This window comes from Leucobacter holotrichiae (assembly GCF_055791005.1).
In genome coordinates this window covers 38067-54022 of record NZ_JBVUAC010000013.1, presented here as the reverse complement: position 1 = coordinate 54022, position 15956 = coordinate 38067, and the positions used below count along the sequence as shown (strand labels likewise).

15 protein-coding genes are annotated in these 15956 nt (G+C 70.3%); 11 read left to right on the top strand and 4 right to left on the bottom strand.

The window, feature by feature from the left end:
• The first annotated feature begins 44 nt into the window (after nucleotides 1-44).
• Genes AC0KXF_RS14030 through AC0KXF_RS13990 form a run of 9 tightly spaced genes read left to right on the top strand, consistent with a single transcriptional unit; the run spans nucleotide 45 to nucleotide 10932 of the window.
• Nucleotides 45-2630 carry an ATP-binding cassette domain-containing protein gene (locus AC0KXF_RS14030; protein ID WP_473109766.1) on the top strand — a complete coding sequence of 862 codons (2586 nt, stop codon included), beginning with the start codon at nucleotides 45-47 and terminating at the stop codon, nucleotides 2628-2630.
• Nucleotides 2627-3622, top strand: coding sequence for an ABC transporter permease (locus AC0KXF_RS14025; protein WP_473109765.1), 996 nt, complete (start codon nucleotides 2627-2629; stop codon nucleotides 3620-3622). Before AC0KXF_RS14030 ends, AC0KXF_RS14025 begins: the two co-directional genes overlap by 4 nt.
• 36 nt (nucleotides 3623-3658) lie before the next feature.
• On the top strand, nucleotides 3659-4669 hold the full coding sequence (locus tag AC0KXF_RS14020; RefSeq protein ID WP_473109764.1) for a Gfo/Idh/MocA family protein: 1011 nt from the start codon (nucleotides 3659-3661) through the stop codon (nucleotides 4667-4669).
• 2 nt (nucleotides 4670-4671) lie between these two features.
• Nucleotides 4672-5778, top strand: a complete 1107-nt coding sequence (locus tag AC0KXF_RS14015) for an aminotransferase class V-fold PLP-dependent enzyme (RefSeq protein ID WP_473109763.1) — start codon at nucleotides 4672-4674, stop codon at nucleotides 5776-5778.
• Nucleotides 5779-5806: 28 nt separating this feature from the next.
• On the top strand, nucleotides 5807-7258 hold the full coding sequence (locus tag AC0KXF_RS14010; RefSeq protein ID WP_473109762.1) for an aldehyde dehydrogenase family protein: 1452 nt from the start codon (nucleotides 5807-5809) through the stop codon (nucleotides 7256-7258).
• Between the two features lie 2 nt (nucleotides 7259-7260).
• On the top strand, nucleotides 7261-8019 hold the full coding sequence (locus AC0KXF_RS14005; protein ID WP_473109761.1) for a creatininase family protein: 759 nt from the start codon (nucleotides 7261-7263) through the stop codon (nucleotides 8017-8019).
• Between the two features lie 30 nt (nucleotides 8020-8049).
• Nucleotides 8050-8898: an IclR family transcriptional regulator gene (locus AC0KXF_RS14000; protein ID WP_473109760.1), complete on the top strand. Its 849-nt coding sequence runs from the start codon at nucleotides 8050-8052 to the stop codon at nucleotides 8896-8898.
• Nucleotides 8891-9937, top strand: a complete 1047-nt coding sequence (locus AC0KXF_RS13995) for a Gfo/Idh/MocA family oxidoreductase (protein WP_473109759.1) — start codon at nucleotides 8891-8893, stop codon at nucleotides 9935-9937. The genes AC0KXF_RS14000 and AC0KXF_RS13995 overlap by 8 nt, the downstream gene beginning before the upstream one ends.
• Complete coding sequence (locus tag AC0KXF_RS13990; RefSeq protein ID WP_473109758.1) at nucleotides 9934-10932, top strand: sugar kinase; 999 nt, start codon at nucleotides 9934-9936, stop codon at nucleotides 10930-10932. Before AC0KXF_RS13995 ends, AC0KXF_RS13990 begins: the two co-directional genes overlap by 4 nt.
• A gap of 134 nt (nucleotides 10933-11066) precedes the next feature.
• Here the strand turns inward: AC0KXF_RS13990 and AC0KXF_RS13985 are convergent, their stop codons facing one another.
• Genes AC0KXF_RS13985 through AC0KXF_RS13970 form a run of 4 tightly spaced genes read right to left on the bottom strand, consistent with a single transcriptional unit; the run spans nucleotide 11067 to nucleotide 14123 of the window.
• On the bottom strand, nucleotides 11067-11813 hold the full coding sequence (locus AC0KXF_RS13985; protein ID WP_473109757.1) for an MBL fold metallo-hydrolase: 747 nt from the start codon (nucleotides 11811-11813) through the stop codon (nucleotides 11067-11069).
• 3 nt (nucleotides 11814-11816) lie between these two features.
• A complete protein-coding gene (locus AC0KXF_RS13980) occupies nucleotides 11817-12200 on the bottom strand; it encodes a RidA family protein (RefSeq protein WP_473109756.1) in 384 nt (127 codons plus the stop codon).
• 5 nt (nucleotides 12201-12205) lie between these two features.
• Entirely contained in the window at nucleotides 12206-12931 is a 726-nt protein-coding gene (locus AC0KXF_RS13975) for a GntR family transcriptional regulator (RefSeq protein WP_473109755.1), read from the bottom strand.
• A gap of 10 nt (nucleotides 12932-12941) precedes the next feature.
• A complete protein-coding gene (locus AC0KXF_RS13970; protein WP_473109754.1) occupies nucleotides 12942-14123 on the bottom strand; it encodes a M20 family metallopeptidase in 1182 nt (393 codons plus the stop codon).
• Nucleotides 14124-14222: 99 nt separating this feature from the next.
• Here AC0KXF_RS13970 and AC0KXF_RS13965 point away from each other — a divergent pair, with 99 nt between their 5' ends.
• Nucleotides 14223-14846 carry a bifunctional 4-hydroxy-2-oxoglutarate aldolase/2-dehydro-3-deoxy-phosphogluconate aldolase gene (locus tag AC0KXF_RS13965; RefSeq protein WP_473109753.1) on the top strand — a complete coding sequence of 208 codons (624 nt, stop codon included), beginning with the start codon at nucleotides 14223-14225 and terminating at the stop codon, nucleotides 14844-14846.
• Entirely contained in the window at nucleotides 14839-15930 is a 1092-nt protein-coding gene (locus tag AC0KXF_RS13960; protein WP_473109752.1) for a pyridoxal-phosphate dependent enzyme, read from the top strand. Before AC0KXF_RS13965 ends, AC0KXF_RS13960 begins: the two co-directional genes overlap by 8 nt.
• The last annotated feature ends 26 nt before the right edge of the window (nucleotides 15931-15956 follow it).

Sequence of the window (15956 nt, the reverse complement as noted above, 5' to 3'; positions counted from 1 at the left end):
CGATCCTTCTCACGCCTCTTCTCCGTTTGAAAGGCCACCGCGATATGAGCGCACTCTCCTCCGCCGGGACATTCCTCCGCGATCAGCAGCGCCGTACGACACTGATTCTCATCGTGGCGATCGTGATCGCCGTCGTGCTCTTCGGCGCCCTCTACCAGGGCTTCCTCTCCCCGTTCAACCTCATCAGCATCGTCGTGCAGACCGCGGTGATCTCGCTGGTCGCGTTCGGGATGACCGGTGTCATCATCGTCCGCGGCATCGACCTCTCCGTCGGCTCCTCGCTCGCGCTCTGCTCCGTGCTCGGGGCCCAGGTGCTCGGGGCGACCGGAGACAACTCCTTCCTCGCGATCCTCACGATCTTCGCCGTCGCGCTGCTGGTCTCCGCCTTCAACGGCTTCCTCGTCGCCGTGCTCAAGGTCAACGCATTCATGGCGACGCTCGGCATGTTCGCACTCGCCCGCGGCGCCGCCATCAGCATCTCCGGCGGAAGCGCCGTCCCGGTGAAGAACCCGGCCATGGTGTTCCTCGGCCAGGAGGCGCTGTTCGGCATCCCCTGGTCCATCATCGTCACCGTCATCGCGCTGGTGCTCTTCGCCCTCCTCCTGCGCCGCACGCTCGTCGGTCGCTGGTTCTTCGCGGTGGGCGGCAACGGCTCGGCCGCCTCCGCCTCCGCGGTCCCCGGCCGCTCGGTGCAGATGCTCGCCTTCATGGCGCTCGGCCTCATGGTGGGCGTGGGCGCGCTGCTGACGATCGGGCGTGCGGGCTCAGCGCAGCCGATGGCGGGCCTGAACCTCGAATTCCAGGCCATTACGGCCGCCGTGATCGGCGGAGCGAGCCTCAAGGGCGGCCGCGGGTCCATCGTCGCGACGTTCCTCGGCTCGATCTTCGTCGGGCTGCTCTCGGCCGGCCTCTCGTTCGCCGGCGTCGACCAGTCGCTGATCTACGTCTACACGGGTCTCCTGACGGTCGTCGCGGTGATCGTCTCGCAGCGCGAGGTGATCGTGCAGATCCGTGAGAACGTCACCTTCTTCCTCAACTCCCTCCGGGCCCTCGCGGATCGGCGGGGCGGCAAGGCCGCAGCCGCCGCGAGCCAGAAGCACACGAGACTCGATATCGTCGACGTGCGCAAGTCCTTCTCCGGAGTCGAGGCGCTGAAGGGCGTGAGCTTCGACGTGCGGCCGGGCGAGATCGTCGCGCTCATGGGGGAAAACGGCGCGGGCAAGTCGACCCTCGTCAAGGTCGTCGCCGGCAACCACCAGCCGACCTCGGGCCACATCGCGCTCGACGGCGCGCCCGTCACCTTCGCGGGGCCCGAGGACGCCCGCAAGGCGGGCATCGCGGTGATCCACCAGCACTTCAGCCTCGTCCCCGAGCTCGACGTCTCGCAGAACATGTTCCTCGGACAGGAGCTCCGCATCGGCGGCTTCGGCCCGCTGCGCCGCAAGGCCATGCAGCGCGAGACCGCGAAGCTGCTCGAGGAGCTCGAGATGCCCTTCAAGGCCACCGATGTCGTCGGTGAGCTCAGCGTCGGCCACCGCCAGATGATCGAGATCGTGCGCGCGGTGCGCGAGGACGCGTGGCTCGTGATCATGGACGAGCCTACCTCGGCGCTCTCCTCGCGGGAGCGCGACCACCTCTACGAGCTGATCGAACGGCTGAAGCAGCGCAACACCGCGATCCTCTACATCTCCCACAAGATGGACGAGATCTACCACCTCTGCTCCCGCGCGGTCGTCATGCGCGACGGGCACGTGGTCGGCGCGCCGGAGCTCTCGCAGATCGACTCCGCCGGCCTCGTGAGCATGATGGTCGGGCGCGATGTCGCCGACGTGTTCCCGAGCGTCGAGTCGGAGATCGGCTCTCCCCTGGCCGAGGTCTCGGGCCTCGCCGACGGGCACCGCCTCGTGAACGCGTCGCTCACGGTGCGCCGGGGCGAGGTCATCGGTCTCGTCGGGCTCATGGGCTCCGGCCGCACCGAACTCATCCGGGCCATCGCCGGGCTCAACCGTGCCAAAGCAGGCACCGTCAGCGTGTTCGAGAAGCCGGTCGCCGGTCGCACGCTGAACTCGCTCGCGAACGCGGGGCTCGCGTACGTGCCCGAGGACCGGCACGACGAAGGGATCTTCCCCGAGATGACCGTCGCGGAGAACATGAGCCTTCTGTGGCTCAGGAGAACCGCGAAGAGCGGCGTCGTCGGCGGCCGCGCCGAGCGCGGCCTCGTCGACGCGCAGATGCAGCGCATGGGGGTGCGACCGTCGAACCCGAACCTGCTCATCAAGAATCTGTCGGGCGGCAACCAGCAGAAGGTCGTGCTCGGGAAGTGGCTCGCGCTCGATCCGAAGCTGATCCTGCTCGACGACCCGACCCGCGGCGTCGACGTCGGCGCCAAGGCCGAGATCCACTCGCTCATCATGGAGTTGAAGAGCAAAGGCGCGGGCGTCGTCGTGACTTCCTCCGAGATCCCCGAGGTGCTCGGCATCGCGGACCGGATCATCGTCCTCCGCGACGGGGTCACCGTCGCGGAGCACCCGCGGGGAGTCACCGAACAGCAGGTGATGCAGGACGCGTTCGGCGAACGCGGAGCTGAGAACGCCGCCGCCGCAGTCGAGGAACAGGAGGTAGTGCGATGACCGCCGTCGCCACAGTGCCCGGTCGCAACGCGACCGCGGGCCCGCGCGTGCGGGCCCTGACCGTGAAGTTCGCGCCGCTGCTGCTCCTCGTGCTGCTGCTCGTGATCGTCGCGTCGATCAGTCCGGCGGTGCTGAGCCCCGGCAATCTCGTCAATGTGCTCGTCAACGCGGTTCCGATCCTGGTGCTCGCGCTGGGGGCGATGTGGGTGCTCGTGTCGGGCGGGCTCGACCTGTCGGCGGGTTTCGGCGTGGCGATGTGCGCGCTCGTCGTCGGCGGGGGCCTGCAGCAGGGGCAGCCGCTCGTGCTCTCGCTGCTCTGGGGCCTCCTCGCGGGGGTCGCGCTCGGCGCCATCAACGGCGTGCTGATCGCGGTGTTCGCGATGCCCCCGTTCATCGCGACGCTCGCGACGATGGCCGGCGTGCAGGGCATCGTGCTGCTGCTCGGTAAGCAGGGCACCGTCATCGTCGGCGACGACTTCCTCGTCGGGCTGGGCTCCGGCCGGCCCCTGGGCGTCCCGCTGCTCGTGATCGCAGCGGTGGCCATCGCCCTCGTCGTCGCGGGCCTCGCCCGGTGGTCGCGCTTCGGCCTCTACACCTACGGCATCGGGTCCAACTCCCAGGCGATGATCGCCCGCGGCGTTCCGGTCATCCGGCAGACGCTGCTCGTGTACATCTTCGCGGGTCTGCTAGTAGGCCTGACGGCGATCCTGCTCGTCGCGAAGGTGCAGATCGTCGACACGAACATCGCGAACACCAACCTGCTGCTCGACGCCTTCGCGGCCACCATCATCGGCGGCACGAGCCTCTTCGGCGGCAAGGGCACGGTCATCGGCACGATCACGGGCGCCGTGATCATCAGCCTGATCTCCACGAGTCTCGTCGTCATCGGCGTGAGCGCCCAGAACATCGACTTCTTCAAGGGCGCCACGATCGTCCTCGCGGTGATCATCGACGCGGGGATCCGGTTCCTCGAGAAGCGCCGCACCTCCTGACCGGAACATCTCCAGATCTCACACGAAAGGTTGAACATGTCCTTCAATATCGCCGTCGTCGGCGCAGGATTCATGGGCAAGATGCACGCCCGCACCGTCAAGGACTCCCCGGTCGCCACCCTCGCAGCGGTGGTGGATCTCAACGAGACGCTCGGGCGCGCCGTCGCCGATGAGCTCGGCGCCGTGCACTACGGCTCCGTCGCCGACGCCCTCGCCGACGACTCGATCGACGCGTACGTCATCGCGCTGCCGGACAAGCTGCACGAGGACGCGGCCGTCGCGCTCCTCGAGGCGGGCAAGCCCGTGCTGCTCGAGAAGCCGATGGCGCACACACTCGAGGTGGCGCGCCGCATCGCCGCGGCGGCCGAGAAGGGCGGCGCCAGGCTGCTGGTCGGCCAGATCATGCGCCACGACCCGCGCTACGTCGCCGCAGCCGAGGCCGTTCGCGCGGGCCGGATCGGCGAGCCCCTCCACCTGAAGGCAGGCCGTGTCGCCGACCGCGGCGTCGGAACCCGCATGAACGGCAACTCGAGCGTGCTCTTCTACGTCGGCATCCACGACGTCGACGCCGTGCAGTGGATCACCGGCCAGCGGATCACCCGCGTGTACTCGCGCGCCGTCAGCAAGCTCATGCCGTCGCTCGGCGTCGAGTCGGAGGACGCGATCCTCTCCGTGTTCGATCTCGAGAACGGCGCCGTCGGAGAGCTGTTCAACGGGTGGACCCGGCCCGTCGACACCCCGGTGCTCATCGACGGTCGGTTCGAGCTGTTCGGCACCGAGGGGATCGTCGAGATCGACGTACGCGACCACGGCGTGAAGGTGTATGGCAAGGACCGCTTCGACCTGCCCGACGCCCTCCACTGGCCCGAAGTGAACGGCCGCATCAGCGGCGACCTGGCGGCCGAGCTCGCCCACTTCGTCGATGCCGTGCAGAACGACCTGCCCTTCGTCATCTCGGTGGAGGAGGCCATGCGCGATGTCGCGGTCAACGACGCGATCCTGCGGTCGGTGGAGTCGGGGCAGCCCGAGGACGTCGAGCTGGTCTAGCCATGAGCCGGTGGTGCGACGTGCGCGACCGCTTCGGGAGCGCTGCGGTGGGGTACTTCGACACGCCCAGCATGGGCGCACCCACGCGAGCGACGATCGAGGCCTTGCGCGGCGCGCTCGACGACTGGCTGAGCGGGGCGGCGCGCTTCGAGCGCTGGGAGGAATCAGTCCGGCGCTGCCGCCAGAGTTGGGCCGACCTCGCCGGAGCCGATGAAGCGGCGGTGGGGACGGGGGCATCGATTGTCCCCGCCGTCGCCGCGACCGCTCAGGCGCTCGCGCGTCGGCCGGGCCGCGTGTTGCTGCACGCCGATGAGTTCCGCTCGCTCGCACTCCCGGTCTTCGCCGCTTTCGGTGAGCCGCGCGTGACGACCGTGTCGGGGCCGTACGCATCGAGCACGTTCATCGATGGGCTCGGCGGCGATGTGAGCGTCGTCGCGATCTCCTCGGTCTCTTCGGCGACCGGCGAGCGGCCCGACCTCGTCCGCCTCGTCGAGGCCGCGGACGCGGCGGGAGCGGTCGTGATCGTGGACAGCACCCAGTCTGAGGGGATCGTGCAGCTCGGGCCGCCCGCCGAGCGGTTCCAAGCGGTGTTCGCCGCCGGCTACAAGGGACTCCTAGGGCCGCGCGGCACCAGCTACTCCTACATCAGGGAGGATCTCGATCTGCGCCCCCTGGTCGAGGCCAGCCCCTACGGCATGGCCGACAACGACCTGCGCGGTTCCTACGGCGCGCCGGGGGTCCCCTTTCCCGGCGGGCGAGGGGTCACGCAGAGCCCCGCGTGGCTGGCCTGGGTGGGTGCCGAGGCCGGGCTCGACCTCCTGCGCACCGTCAGCGCCTCCGATCGAGAGTCGCACGCCGTCGGGAGGGCGGAGCAGCTGCGCGCGGGACTTGTCGAGGCAGGGTTCGCCGTCGAACCGTCCGAGCTCCCCTCACACATCACCGCCGTCCCGCACCCCGATGCCGCCAGCATCTGCGAGGTGCTCGAGCAGGCGGGGATCCGGGCCGCGGCCCGGCTCGGACGCCTGCGGTTCGGCACGCACCTGTACACGGACGGCGCGGACGTGGATCGGGCGGTCGACGCCCTCCGCGGTGCCCGGTCGTCCCGCTGAATTGTCACACTGAGAGAAGGAACGCAAGATGACGCTGGAACTGCAGCATCCGCAGATGGTGATCGGCGGCGAAACGTACGCGCCCGACCGGGAGCACCGCATCTACACATCGCCCTCCACGGGGCAGGAGGTCTCCGATATCCTGCTCGGATCCCCCGAGGACGTGGACCGGGCCGTCGCTTCCGCGCGCGCCGCGCTGCCCGCCCTCGCGGCGCTAGGGCTCGATGGCCGCGCCGAGCTGCTGCGGCGGACCGGCGACGCGATCCGCGCCCACGCGGATGAGTTCGCCGCGCTGCTCGCCAACGAGCACGGCAAGACCTACTACGGCGACGCGCCTGGCGAGATCGGCGCGAGTGCTGTGGCGATGGCCGATGCGGGCGCGCAGGCGCGCTGGATGCTAGAGCAGCACTACCCGGTCTCGACGCCGGGCAAGCGGGTCATGACCGTGCGTCGCCCGCGCGGCGTCTACGGCATCCTCACGCCGTGGAACTTCCCGCTCGGCATCGCGACGCAGTATTATCTCGGCCCCGGACTCGCCGCGGGCAACTCGATGGTGTGGATCGGGGCCCCGTCGGTGAACTCGACGCACGCGCTGCTCGCGAAGATCATCGCCGAGATCTGGCCTCCCGGGTCGGTCAACTTCATCACGGGCGACGGTCCCGTGGTCGGCCAGGCGCTCGCCGGCCACCCCGGCGTCGACGCTGTCGGCTTCACCGGCTCGACCCCGGTTGGCAACGCCGTGCAGATCGCGGCCGTCGGCAAGCCCAGCTTCCTGGAGCTCGGAGGCAACGGGCCGACGGTCGTGTTCGCCGACGCCGACATCGAGCTCGCCGCGGCGCGCATCGCGGGCGGATCCTTTGCGAATGCCGGCCAGATCTGCACGGCCTCCGGTCGGATCCTCGCTCACGCCTCGATCGCCTCGCAGCTCGCCGACGCGATCGCCGAGCAGTCGAAGCGCTTCGTGCTCGGCAGCCCGTTCGAGCGCGAGACCACTATGGGGCCGGTGCACCGCAGCGAGCTCGCCGCGGCCGTGCTCGGCCAGGTCGAGAACGCCGTCGCGCAGGGCGCTCGCCTCGTCACGGGCGGGGCGCTGCTCGAGGGCGCTCCCACCGCCAACTACGTGCTGCCGACCGTGGTGGACAACGTCGCGGCCGGCTCGGATCTGCACCGCATGGAGACCTTCGGCCCCGTGGCGCCCGTCGTGCACTACGAGACCGACGACGAGCTGCGCGAGCTGTTGAACTCCAGCCGGTTCGGCCTGCACGGCGGCGTATTCACGCGGGATGTCGAGCGCGGCCTGGCGTTCGGAGAGACGCTCCGCGTGGGCCACGTGAACATCAACGACACGAGCGCCTATTGGGAGCCCTCGATCCCCGCCGGCGGCGCCGCGGGAGCCGCGAGCGGCATCGGTCGCTCGGGCGGGCCGTGGTCCGTTCTGGAGATGACCGAGGTGCAGACCTTCACACTCGACTTGAGCTGATCATGACCGAGCATGCACGGAGCACCGCGTTCGGTGCGCTGACGAGTCCCGAGGCCGCGGAGGCCCGGGGGTCTCTGGTCGTCGTGCCGATCGGCGCGGTCGAGCAGCACGGGCCGCACCTGCCGCTGGCGACGGATATCTGGATCGCCTCCGCCGTCGCGCGCGATGCGGTCGCGCGCGTCGACGATGCCTTCCTGGCCGACCCGCTGCCGGTAGGATGCTCCGTGCACCACCGCTCGTTCCCGGGGACGCTGAGCCTCGGCGTCGACACCTTCATCCGGATGATCTGCGATGTCGCGACCTGCTTGTTCGAGGACGGATTCGTGCCGGTGTTCGTCAATGGGCATGGCGGGAACCGGGCACCCATGGGCGCCGCTCTGCAGCGCCTGCTCGAGCAGAACGTGTCGGCCTGGGGGCTCACCTATTTCGAGACCCTGCGGGACGTCGCGATCGAGCGCTTCGGCGGGCGGGCACTGGGTCATGCGTGCGCCCTGGAGACGTCGATCTCCCAGCACCTGTGGCCCGAACTCGTCGGTGAGCTCCCCGCTCCCGGGGCGGGCGACTCGGAGGTCTTCCCGGACCCCTCGCTCTTCAGCACCGACCCCGCCGTCAGGCATCGACGGTTCGAGGAGTTCAATGAGCTCGGTCTCGTGGGAGATCCGGCACGGGCGGACCCCGAATGGGGCGAAGATGTATATGAGACGGCGGTGTTGCGCGTAGCCGAGCAGCTCCGGCGCATCTCGACCAGCAAACGCGCGTGATCGCGCTATCCCCAGGAGGAATCACAGCTCATGAGTCAGACGGCACCCTTGCGACCCGCCGAAAGCGGCCGGCGCGGGCCTGAGGGCCTCCGCGCCCTCGATCGCGCGACCACCGTGCTCTACTCGCTCGCGGCGCACCCCACGGGAATCAGCCTCGCGGACCTCTCGCGGGAGACCGGCCTCACGATGACGACCGCGCACCGGATCCTGGCATCGCTGCGCTCGAAGAATCTCGCCCGAGAGATGAGCGACGGGCTGCACGGGGTCGGTATCGGCACCCTGGTGCTGTCGGGGGCCTACCTGGCGGGCATTGACCTCCGGAGCGAAGCCCTCCCGCACCTGAAGGAGCTGAACGAGGCGACGGGCGAGACCTGCCACCTGGGCATGCTGACCTCCCCGCATGTGGTGTACATCGAGAAGCTGGACAGCCGGCATCCCGTGCGGATGGTCTCGCGGGTAGGCTCGGTGATGCCGGCCGTGCGGACGGCGATGGGGAAGGCGATCCTGTCGAGCGCCTCGGCCGAGGTGGTGAACCGAGTGCTGGAGGACTCGAGGAGTCAGCTCGGGATCGTGGAGGACGCGGATGCCTTCGCCGAGCAGCTGCAGCATGACGGTGCGCAGGGCTTCAGCACCGACCTCGAGGAGAATGAGCCGGGCATCTGCTGTGTCGGGGCGGCGATCTTCGACCAGTTCGGCCGCTCAGAGGCGGCGGTCAGCGTCTCGACTCCCGTGGAGCGCTTCGACGCGAATCGGCTCGACGAGTTCGGCGCCCTGGTGAGGGGCACCGCGGACCGGATCTCGCAGGCGCTCGGATATCTGACCGACGTCTCCATCGAGGCGATCCGGGACCAGGGGCCGAGGGGTGTGGCGGATGAGTGAGCACACCAGGGTCGTCATCGTCGGGGCCGGCCGCTTCGGGACCCTGCACGCCCGGGTCTGGCGCGAGGCGGGCACCGTCCTCGCCGGCGTCGTTGACATCGATCCCGCCCGGTCCGCGGCGTTCGCCGAGACCTGGGGCGCCGAGCATCACGGGACCGATCTCTCCGAGATCATCGTCATGGCCGACCCGGACATCGTGGTGATCGCGAGCGACGAGTCCACCCACACCGAACTGGCGCTCGCGGCGCTCGCCGCTGGGCGCCACGTGTTCATGGAGAAGCCGTTCGCCATGTCGGTGGAGGACGCGCTCGGGACCGTCGACGCGGCGCAGCGCGCGGGACGCGAGGTGATCGCCGGGCACATCTCCCGTTTCGCCGAGCCCTATCGCGCAATGCGGCAGGCGCTGTCGGCCGGGCGCATCGGCGACCTGTGGTCGCTGCGCCTCCGACGCGATTTCTCGCGCCAGTGGTTCGGGGACTTCGGCGGCAGGGTGGATCCCGTGTGGGAGTCGTGCATCCACGACATCGATGTGGCGCTCTCGTTCGTGCGGCGTCCGGCGACGCGGGTGTACGCGTCGCGCAGCGAGGCGGCGGGCATCAACGCCCCCTCCGTGGTGTCGGCGATCGTGGAGTTCGCGGGCGGTGCGATGGTGACGATCGAGACGGCGTGGACGATCCCGGCGGGGGCACCGCAGACCGAGTCGGGCGCGCTGGAGCTCCCGGGGGCGATCATCGCTGAGGCCGAGGCGCACGGTTCGACCGGCGTCATGCGCCAGCGGTTGCAGAACGACGGATTGACGGTGTGGAACGACGCAGGCTCGTGGTCGCCGAACGCGTTCCTCTGGCCCGTCTCGGGCGACCGCGTGGGGGGCGCCATTCGCGCGGAGGTCGAGCACGCCCTCGGCGTGGTCCGCGGCGCGCACGGGAACACCGAGATGCCGATGACCGAGGCCGTGTGGGGCATCGCGATCGCGGAGGCGATGACGCGCTCCCTGGAGACCGGGGCGCCCGAGGTTCCCCGGAACGAGGGATGGCTGTGAGCGGCGACGGAGCGGAGCTCGCTCGGCTCGACATCGCGACCGTCGGGGAGAGCATGGTGGTGCTCGTGCCGTCGCACGGCGAGTCCCTGGAGCGCACCGCCGAAACCGCGCTGTTCCCCGCCGGAGCCGAGTCGAATGTCGCGAGCTACCTGTCGCAGCTCGGTCACGCCGTGGGCTGGGGCAGCAGGGTCGGCAACGACCCGTTCGGACGCCGGCTGCTGCGCTCCTTCTCGGAGATCGGGATCGACGTCTCGCAGGTCGTCATCGACGATTACCGGCCCACCGGCGTCTACTTCAAGGACCCGGGCGGGGAGCCGAGCGTCTACTACTACCGCTCCGGATCCGCCGCGTCGGCGCTGGGCGTGGGCGATGTCGCCCCGTTGGTCGCCCGTGCGGCCCGCCTGCATGTCACCGGGATCACCGCTGCGCTGGGAAAGGGGGCCGCGTTGACGCTGTTCAACATCGTCCGCGAGGCCAAGGCCGCGGGGAAGCGCATCTCGTTCGACGTGAACTACCGGGCACCGCTGTGGCCGACGGCCGAGGCTGCCCCGGTGCTCGCGGAGCTGGGGGGACTCGCCGACACCGTGTTCGTCGGCCTCGACGAGGCGCAGCACGTCTGGGGGATCGAGCGCGCCGACGAGATCCCGGCGATCTTCGCGAGGTCCGCGGAGGTGGTCGTCAAGGACGGCGGCGAAGGGGCCACGACCTTCATCGGAGACGACGTCTTCCGGGAGCCGGCGCCCACGGTCGAGGTGCTGGAACCGGTAGGCGCGGGTGACGCATTCGCGGCCGGGTACCTGAGCGCTTCCATTCGCGGCGCATCGCCCGCTGAACGCCTGCGCTGGGGCCACCTGCTCGCCGCGCGCGTCCTGATCGCGCCGTCGGACTCGGTGCTCCTGCCGCCGGCCGGCGTGCTGGCGGCGCAGGCAGAGGTCGATCCGGCCACTTGGGCCGCCCTGAGCTTCGCCGGGTCCGAGGGGTCGTACGCGGTCTGAGCCTTGTGCCTCACGCAGGGTGCCGGGGCGTGCGTCGACCACGAGTACGCTCCCCGATCGATTCGACCATAGAGGTCGCTGCGGCTTCTCACGTAACCGAGGGTGGGAGCGAAACGGACCGCGCGAAGCCCGGATCAGCTCAGCAAGTTCGGCGGGGGCACCAGGCGGGCGAAGCTCGACGAGGCGGAGCGCACGGATTCCACGGCGGAGCCCGGGTCGAGCTCTGCGCCGCCGTGCCCCGGGTAGAGGGCGACCACGGGTTGCCGTGAGAGGCGATGCATCGTGTCGGCGTAGGCGTCGAGGCGGCAGTCGGGGATCGCCTGGATGCTCACCCGACCACCCGGGAAGAGCGTGTCCCCGGTGAAGAGGGCGACCCCGTCCGGCTCCTCCAGTGCGAAGACGAGGTGGCCGTCGCAGTGGCCGGGCGCGCGGATCGCACGCAGCACGCTTCGGCCGAAGCGGAGCTCGTGCGGCACCTCCTCGGCGGAGGGCGCGGGCGGCATGTGGTAGTTGGCGGGGTACACCCCTGCACGGCGCGCACGGACGAGCGAGGTTGTCTGCTCGTCACCGTCGCGCAACGCCTTCGCGGTAGCGGGGCTGCCGAGGACGCGCAGCCCCGCCCGCTCCGCCGCGGCTGCGCCACCGGCGTGATCCGCGTGGTAGTGCGTGATGAGCAGGGCATCGACGGTCCGCAGGTCCCCGGTGACGGAGGCGACCTGATCGAGCCAGGCCTTGCTGCCGCGGCCCGTGCCGCAGTCGATGAGAACGCCGCGCTCCCCATCCCAGACGAGGTACTGGTTGCCGTCCCATGCATCGGTCGATGCAGGGCCGTCGGATCCGCCGACAAGCCACACCCGGGAGGAGAGTCGCGTCGCGGTCATCGGTCAGTCCCGCGTGCGGACCGCGACGGCGTCGATCTCGACGAGGATGTTCGCGAGGGTGCTGCCGACGGTCGTGCGCGCCGGGTAGGGATTCGGGAACCGCCGAGCGTACACCTCGTTGTAGGCCGCGAAGTCGCGATCGAGGCGCTCGAGGTGCACGGTCGTCTTGACCACGTCGGCGAGCGTGAGGCCGCGGAGCTTCAGCGCGGTCTCGACGTTCGAGATCACCTGCTCGGTCTGCGCGGTGATGCCCTCGGGCACGGCGCCGGTTGCGGGATCCTGTGGTCCGAAGCCGGACGTGAACACGATGTTGCCCGCCTCCACGACGTGGCTGTAGGGTCCCGCCGGGTTGGGCAGCTGATCGCTGAGCATCGCTTCTTTGGCCATGGGGGTTACTCCGTTTCTTCGGTGGGTGGGTGGTTCTCGGCGCGCCGGACCCTGCTGTAGGTCTCGTAGCGGTCGGCGCGGAAGCATGCGTTCGAGCGCTGGATCGGGCGCCCGCGGTCGTCGAAGAACACCTGGATGATGTTGAGCGTCGGCGAGCCGGGAGGGACCCCGAGGAGGTTCGCCTGCCGATCCGTGACGATAGCGGCGTGCACTCGGCGCGTCGCGCTGTCGGGGGCGAGTCCGATCGACGCGAGTCCCCGGTGCAGGGAGACGAGCGCGGAGTCCCCGAGGGTCTTCGCGTATCGCTGGGGCACGTGCGCGACTTCGAGGCAGATCGGCTCGTCATCGGCGAAGCGCAGGCGCTCGAGCTGCAAGACGAGCTCGGTCCGGCCGAGCGAGAGGTCGCGGGAGACCTCGCTCGTGGGGACGACCTCGTCGACGCCGAGCACGCGGGTGCCCGGGGTCATGCCGCGCATCGTGATGTCCTCGGTGAACGACGTCAGCGCGCTGCTTTTCGAGATGATGCCGTGGCGTACGAAGGTGCCGCGCCCGGGGATTCTCGTGACGACCCCCTGCTCCTGCAGGAGGTCGAGCGCGCGCCGGATGGTCATCGGGCTGGCGCGGTACGCGGCGGCGAGCTCCTGTTCGGCGGGCAGCTGGGCGCCCTCGTGGAGCGTGCCGCACTCGGTGCGAATGCGCTCGGCGATCTGCAGATACTTCGGAGTCGTCATGAACGGTAACCTACCCCTCGGCGGGATAGTTCCGAGCCAGGTGCTCGTAGAGGTCGACCGCCTGGTGGAGCTGCGAAACGCCGACCTTCTCGTTCGCGCCGTGCGCGACGCTGAGCCAGCCCGGGCCGAGGCTCACGATCGTCGGTACCCCGGCCTCGCCCATGAAGTAGGCTGCGTCCGTGCCGCCGGGGTAGGGGGCGAAGGGGAGCGCGCGACCCAGCACCGACTCGGCCGCGGCGCTGGCGATCCGGACCACGGGGTGATCGGGATCGATCTCGGTCGCCGGCATCCAGCCCATGGACCCGGGCTCGTAGGTGATCGTGGCCGTGGCCTCGTCTCCGACGGTCCGCTGCACCAACTGTTCGATCGCGGCGCGCACCCGGTCCCGGTCCATGCCGGGCACGGTGCGGATCTCGATGCCGACGGTGCAGCGCCCCGGCCAGACGCCGAAGCAGACACCGCCCGAAACCATCATTCCGGGGTTGACGGTGGGGGTCGCGGGCACCTTGCCCGGGCGGTCGACCGGGGGAGCGAAGGACTCGAAGGCGCGCAGCACGTCGGCGGCGACGAGCGAGGCGTTGCGCCCGAGGCGCGGCGACAGGCCGCTGTGCCCCTGCGTCGTCGTGATCTCCACCTCGAAGCAGCAGATCCCGCGCGACACGAGGAACATCGCCTCCCACGGGTCGTCGATGCCGCTCGGCTCGCCGATGACGAGCGCGTCGACGTCCGGCAGCTCGGGGGAGGCGATGAGCGACTGGGCGCCGGCGTCGGACCCCTGCTCCTCGTCGGCGGTGAGCACGAGGGAGAGCTTGCCGAGGCCGCGCGAGGGCGCGGCCGCGATGCGCTCGGCCACGACGAGCATGGCGGCGACGGCGCCCTTCATATCGGTGGCGCCGAGACCGTACGCGGTATCCCCGTCGATCGTGAGCTCGAGCGGCGGGGTGTTCCACGCGGAGAGCGCATCGCCGATCGGCTTGGTGTCGAGGTGTCCGGTGAGGCCGAGGTGCGGACCCTCGCCGAGGTCGAGTGTGACCACCACGTTGGGCCGCCCGCGCTGGAGCTCCACGATCCGGGAGGGCATACCGCGCTCGCGGCACCAGGCGTCGACGAAGCCGGCGATCTCCCGCTCCCCGGCCCCCGGGTTCTGGGAATCGATCGAGACCAGTTGCCGGGTGAGTTCGATGACATCCATTGTCGCTCCGATCGCAGACGGGTTAGAGTGGTTCTGAAGTTTTCAGAATAGCATTCCAAAATCTTCGAGAGTCAGCCAATCTTGAATCGAGGTCGTCCTTTGGCATTCCTGAACCTGCTCCGCGATGAGCGCCTGGTCGCAGTGCTGCGCGGCGATGACCCCGCGAAGGTCCGGCGCGCGGCCGAGACGCTCATCGACTCCGGCGTCGGAATCATCGAGCTCACGCTCACGGTCCCCGGCGCGCTCGGGATCGTTCGCGACCTCTCCGACGCGCCGGCGTCCGTCGGGATCGGCACGATCACCGCCCCCGAGCACGTCGATCAGGCGGTGTCGGCCGGGGCGGCCTTCCTCGTCTCGCCCGGAATCTCGCAGCCGCTGCTCGAGGCCATGCGCGAGTCCGGAATGCCGGCGCTTCCCGGCGTGCAGACCCCGAGCGAGGTCATGCAGGCGAGGGCCGCCGGGTTCGACCTCCTCAAGCTGTTCCACGCGGGACAGGTCGGTGCGGGGTACATCTCGGCGGTCCGGGGGCCGTTCCCCGAACTCGAGTTCGTGCCGAGCGGCGGGATCAGCGACGCGAACGCCGCCGAGTGGCTGGACGCCGGAGCCGTGGCCGTCGGGCTGGGATCGCTCGCGAGACCGCACGAGATCGCCGCCGAGGACTGGAGCGGCATCCGCGAGCATGCGCGGGCAGCGCTCCGCGCGGCGGGGCGTTCCAATGCCTGACGGCGCGCGGGGCGCAGGGATCTGGCGGCACGCGTCGATGCTGCCCGGCACGCGCACCCGCATCACGCTCGGCGAGGGATCGACCCCGCTCGTGCCCATCGACGCAGGCGACAGAGGGATCTCGCTGCTCGGCAAGCTCGAGAGCCAGAACCCCACGCTCTCGTTCAAGGACCGGGGCATGGCGCTCGCCGCATCTGTCGCGGTGGATCAGGGCAAGCGGGGCCTCGTGGTCGCTTCGACGGGGAACGCCGCGGTGTCGGCGTCGGCGTACGCGGCGGCGGCCGGTCTCAGCTGCCGCGTGATCGTCGCCAGCTCCTCGAACGCGATGGCGAAGCTCGACGCGTGCCGCGCCTACGGTGCCGAGGTCTCCGAGATCCCCGGCGACTACAGCGACGCGTACGCCGAGGCCGCGGCGCTCGCGGGCGAGGGGTACATGAACGTCTCCACGACCTACCAGAACGAGTACATCACCGAGGGGTACCGCACGGTAGCCGCGGAGCTGCTCGAGCAGTGCGGGCGCGTACCCCGTGCCGTTATCGTTCCCATCGGTGCCGGCCCGCTCCTCAGCGGCATCGAGCGTGGCTTCGCCGAGCTGGTGGAGCGCGGGGACGCGGATCGTGTGCCGGCCCTCGTCGGCGTGCAGGCCGCGGGCTGCGCACCGATCGCTCGGGCCTGGGCGGCGACCCGCGCGGCCGCGGTCTCGTCCGCCTCAGCTGAGACGGTCTCGAGCGGCACAGCCTCCGCGTCGACGGGGGAGGAGCGGGAGGAGTGGCGCCGCCTGCTGCATGAGCCCGTGCGGCAGACGCCGACCGTGGCGACGGCGATCGCCGACCCGCTGCGCGGCTACGAGGATCAGGGTCTGATCACGTTGGACGCCGTGCGGCGCACGGGCGGCCAGGTCGTGGCGGTCGACGAGGCCGAGACGATCGCCTCGGCGCGCGCGCTGAGGCGGGGCGGGATCTGGGTGGAGCCGTCGTCGGCCATTGCGCTCGCGGCCGTGGAGCAGCTGCGGTTCGAGGAGGGCGCGACCGTCGTCCTGATGCTCACGGGCCACGGGGTGAAGAGCCCGCCGGTCGAGGGCTGAGTCGGTCTGGCCCCCGTGTCGGCCGC

What these genes read in the sequence shown, in the direction of transcription:
- AC0KXF_RS13975 (WP_473109755.1), bottom strand. Translation starts at nt 12,931, where the DNA reads ATGACGACTCCGAAGTATCTGCAGATCGCCGAGCGCATTCGCACCGAG.
- AC0KXF_RS14010 (WP_473109762.1), top strand. Translation starts at nt 5,807, where the DNA reads ATGACGCTGGAACTGCAGCATCCGCAGATGGTGATCGGCGGCGAAACG.
- AC0KXF_RS14005 (WP_473109761.1), top strand. Translation starts at nt 7,261, where the DNA reads ATGACCGAGCATGCACGGAGCACCGCGTTCGGTGCGCTGACGAGTCCC.
- AC0KXF_RS13995 (WP_473109759.1), top strand. Translation starts at nt 8,891, where the DNA reads ATGAGTGAGCACACCAGGGTCGTCATCGTCGGGGCCGGCCGCTTCGGG.
- AC0KXF_RS13970 (WP_473109754.1), bottom strand. Translation starts at nt 14,123, where the DNA reads ATGGATGTCATCGAACTCACCCGGCAACTGGTCTCGATCGATTCCCAG.
- AC0KXF_RS14000 (WP_473109760.1), top strand. Translation starts at nt 8,050, where the DNA reads ATGAGTCAGACGGCACCCTTGCGACCCGCCGAAAGCGGCCGGCGCGGG.
- AC0KXF_RS14020 (WP_473109764.1), top strand. Translation starts at nt 3,659, where the DNA reads ATGTCCTTCAATATCGCCGTCGTCGGCGCAGGATTCATGGGCAAGATG.
- AC0KXF_RS14030 (WP_473109766.1), top strand. Translation starts at nt 45, where the DNA reads ATGAGCGCACTCTCCTCCGCCGGGACATTCCTCCGCGATCAGCAGCGC.
- AC0KXF_RS14015 (WP_473109763.1), top strand. Translation starts at nt 4,672, where the DNA reads ATGAGCCGGTGGTGCGACGTGCGCGACCGCTTCGGGAGCGCTGCGGTG.
- AC0KXF_RS13980 (WP_473109756.1), bottom strand. Translation starts at nt 12,200, where the DNA reads ATGGCCAAAGAAGCGATGCTCAGCGATCAGCTGCCCAACCCGGCGGGA.
- AC0KXF_RS13985 (WP_473109757.1), bottom strand. Translation starts at nt 11,813, where the DNA reads ATGACCGCGACGCGACTCTCCTCCCGGGTGTGGCTTGTCGGCGGATCC.
- AC0KXF_RS14025 (WP_473109765.1), top strand. Translation starts at nt 2,627, where the DNA reads ATGACCGCCGTCGCCACAGTGCCCGGTCGCAACGCGACCGCGGGCCCG.
- AC0KXF_RS13960 (WP_473109752.1), top strand. Translation starts at nt 14,839, where the DNA reads ATGCCTGACGGCGCGCGGGGCGCAGGGATCTGGCGGCACGCGTCGATG.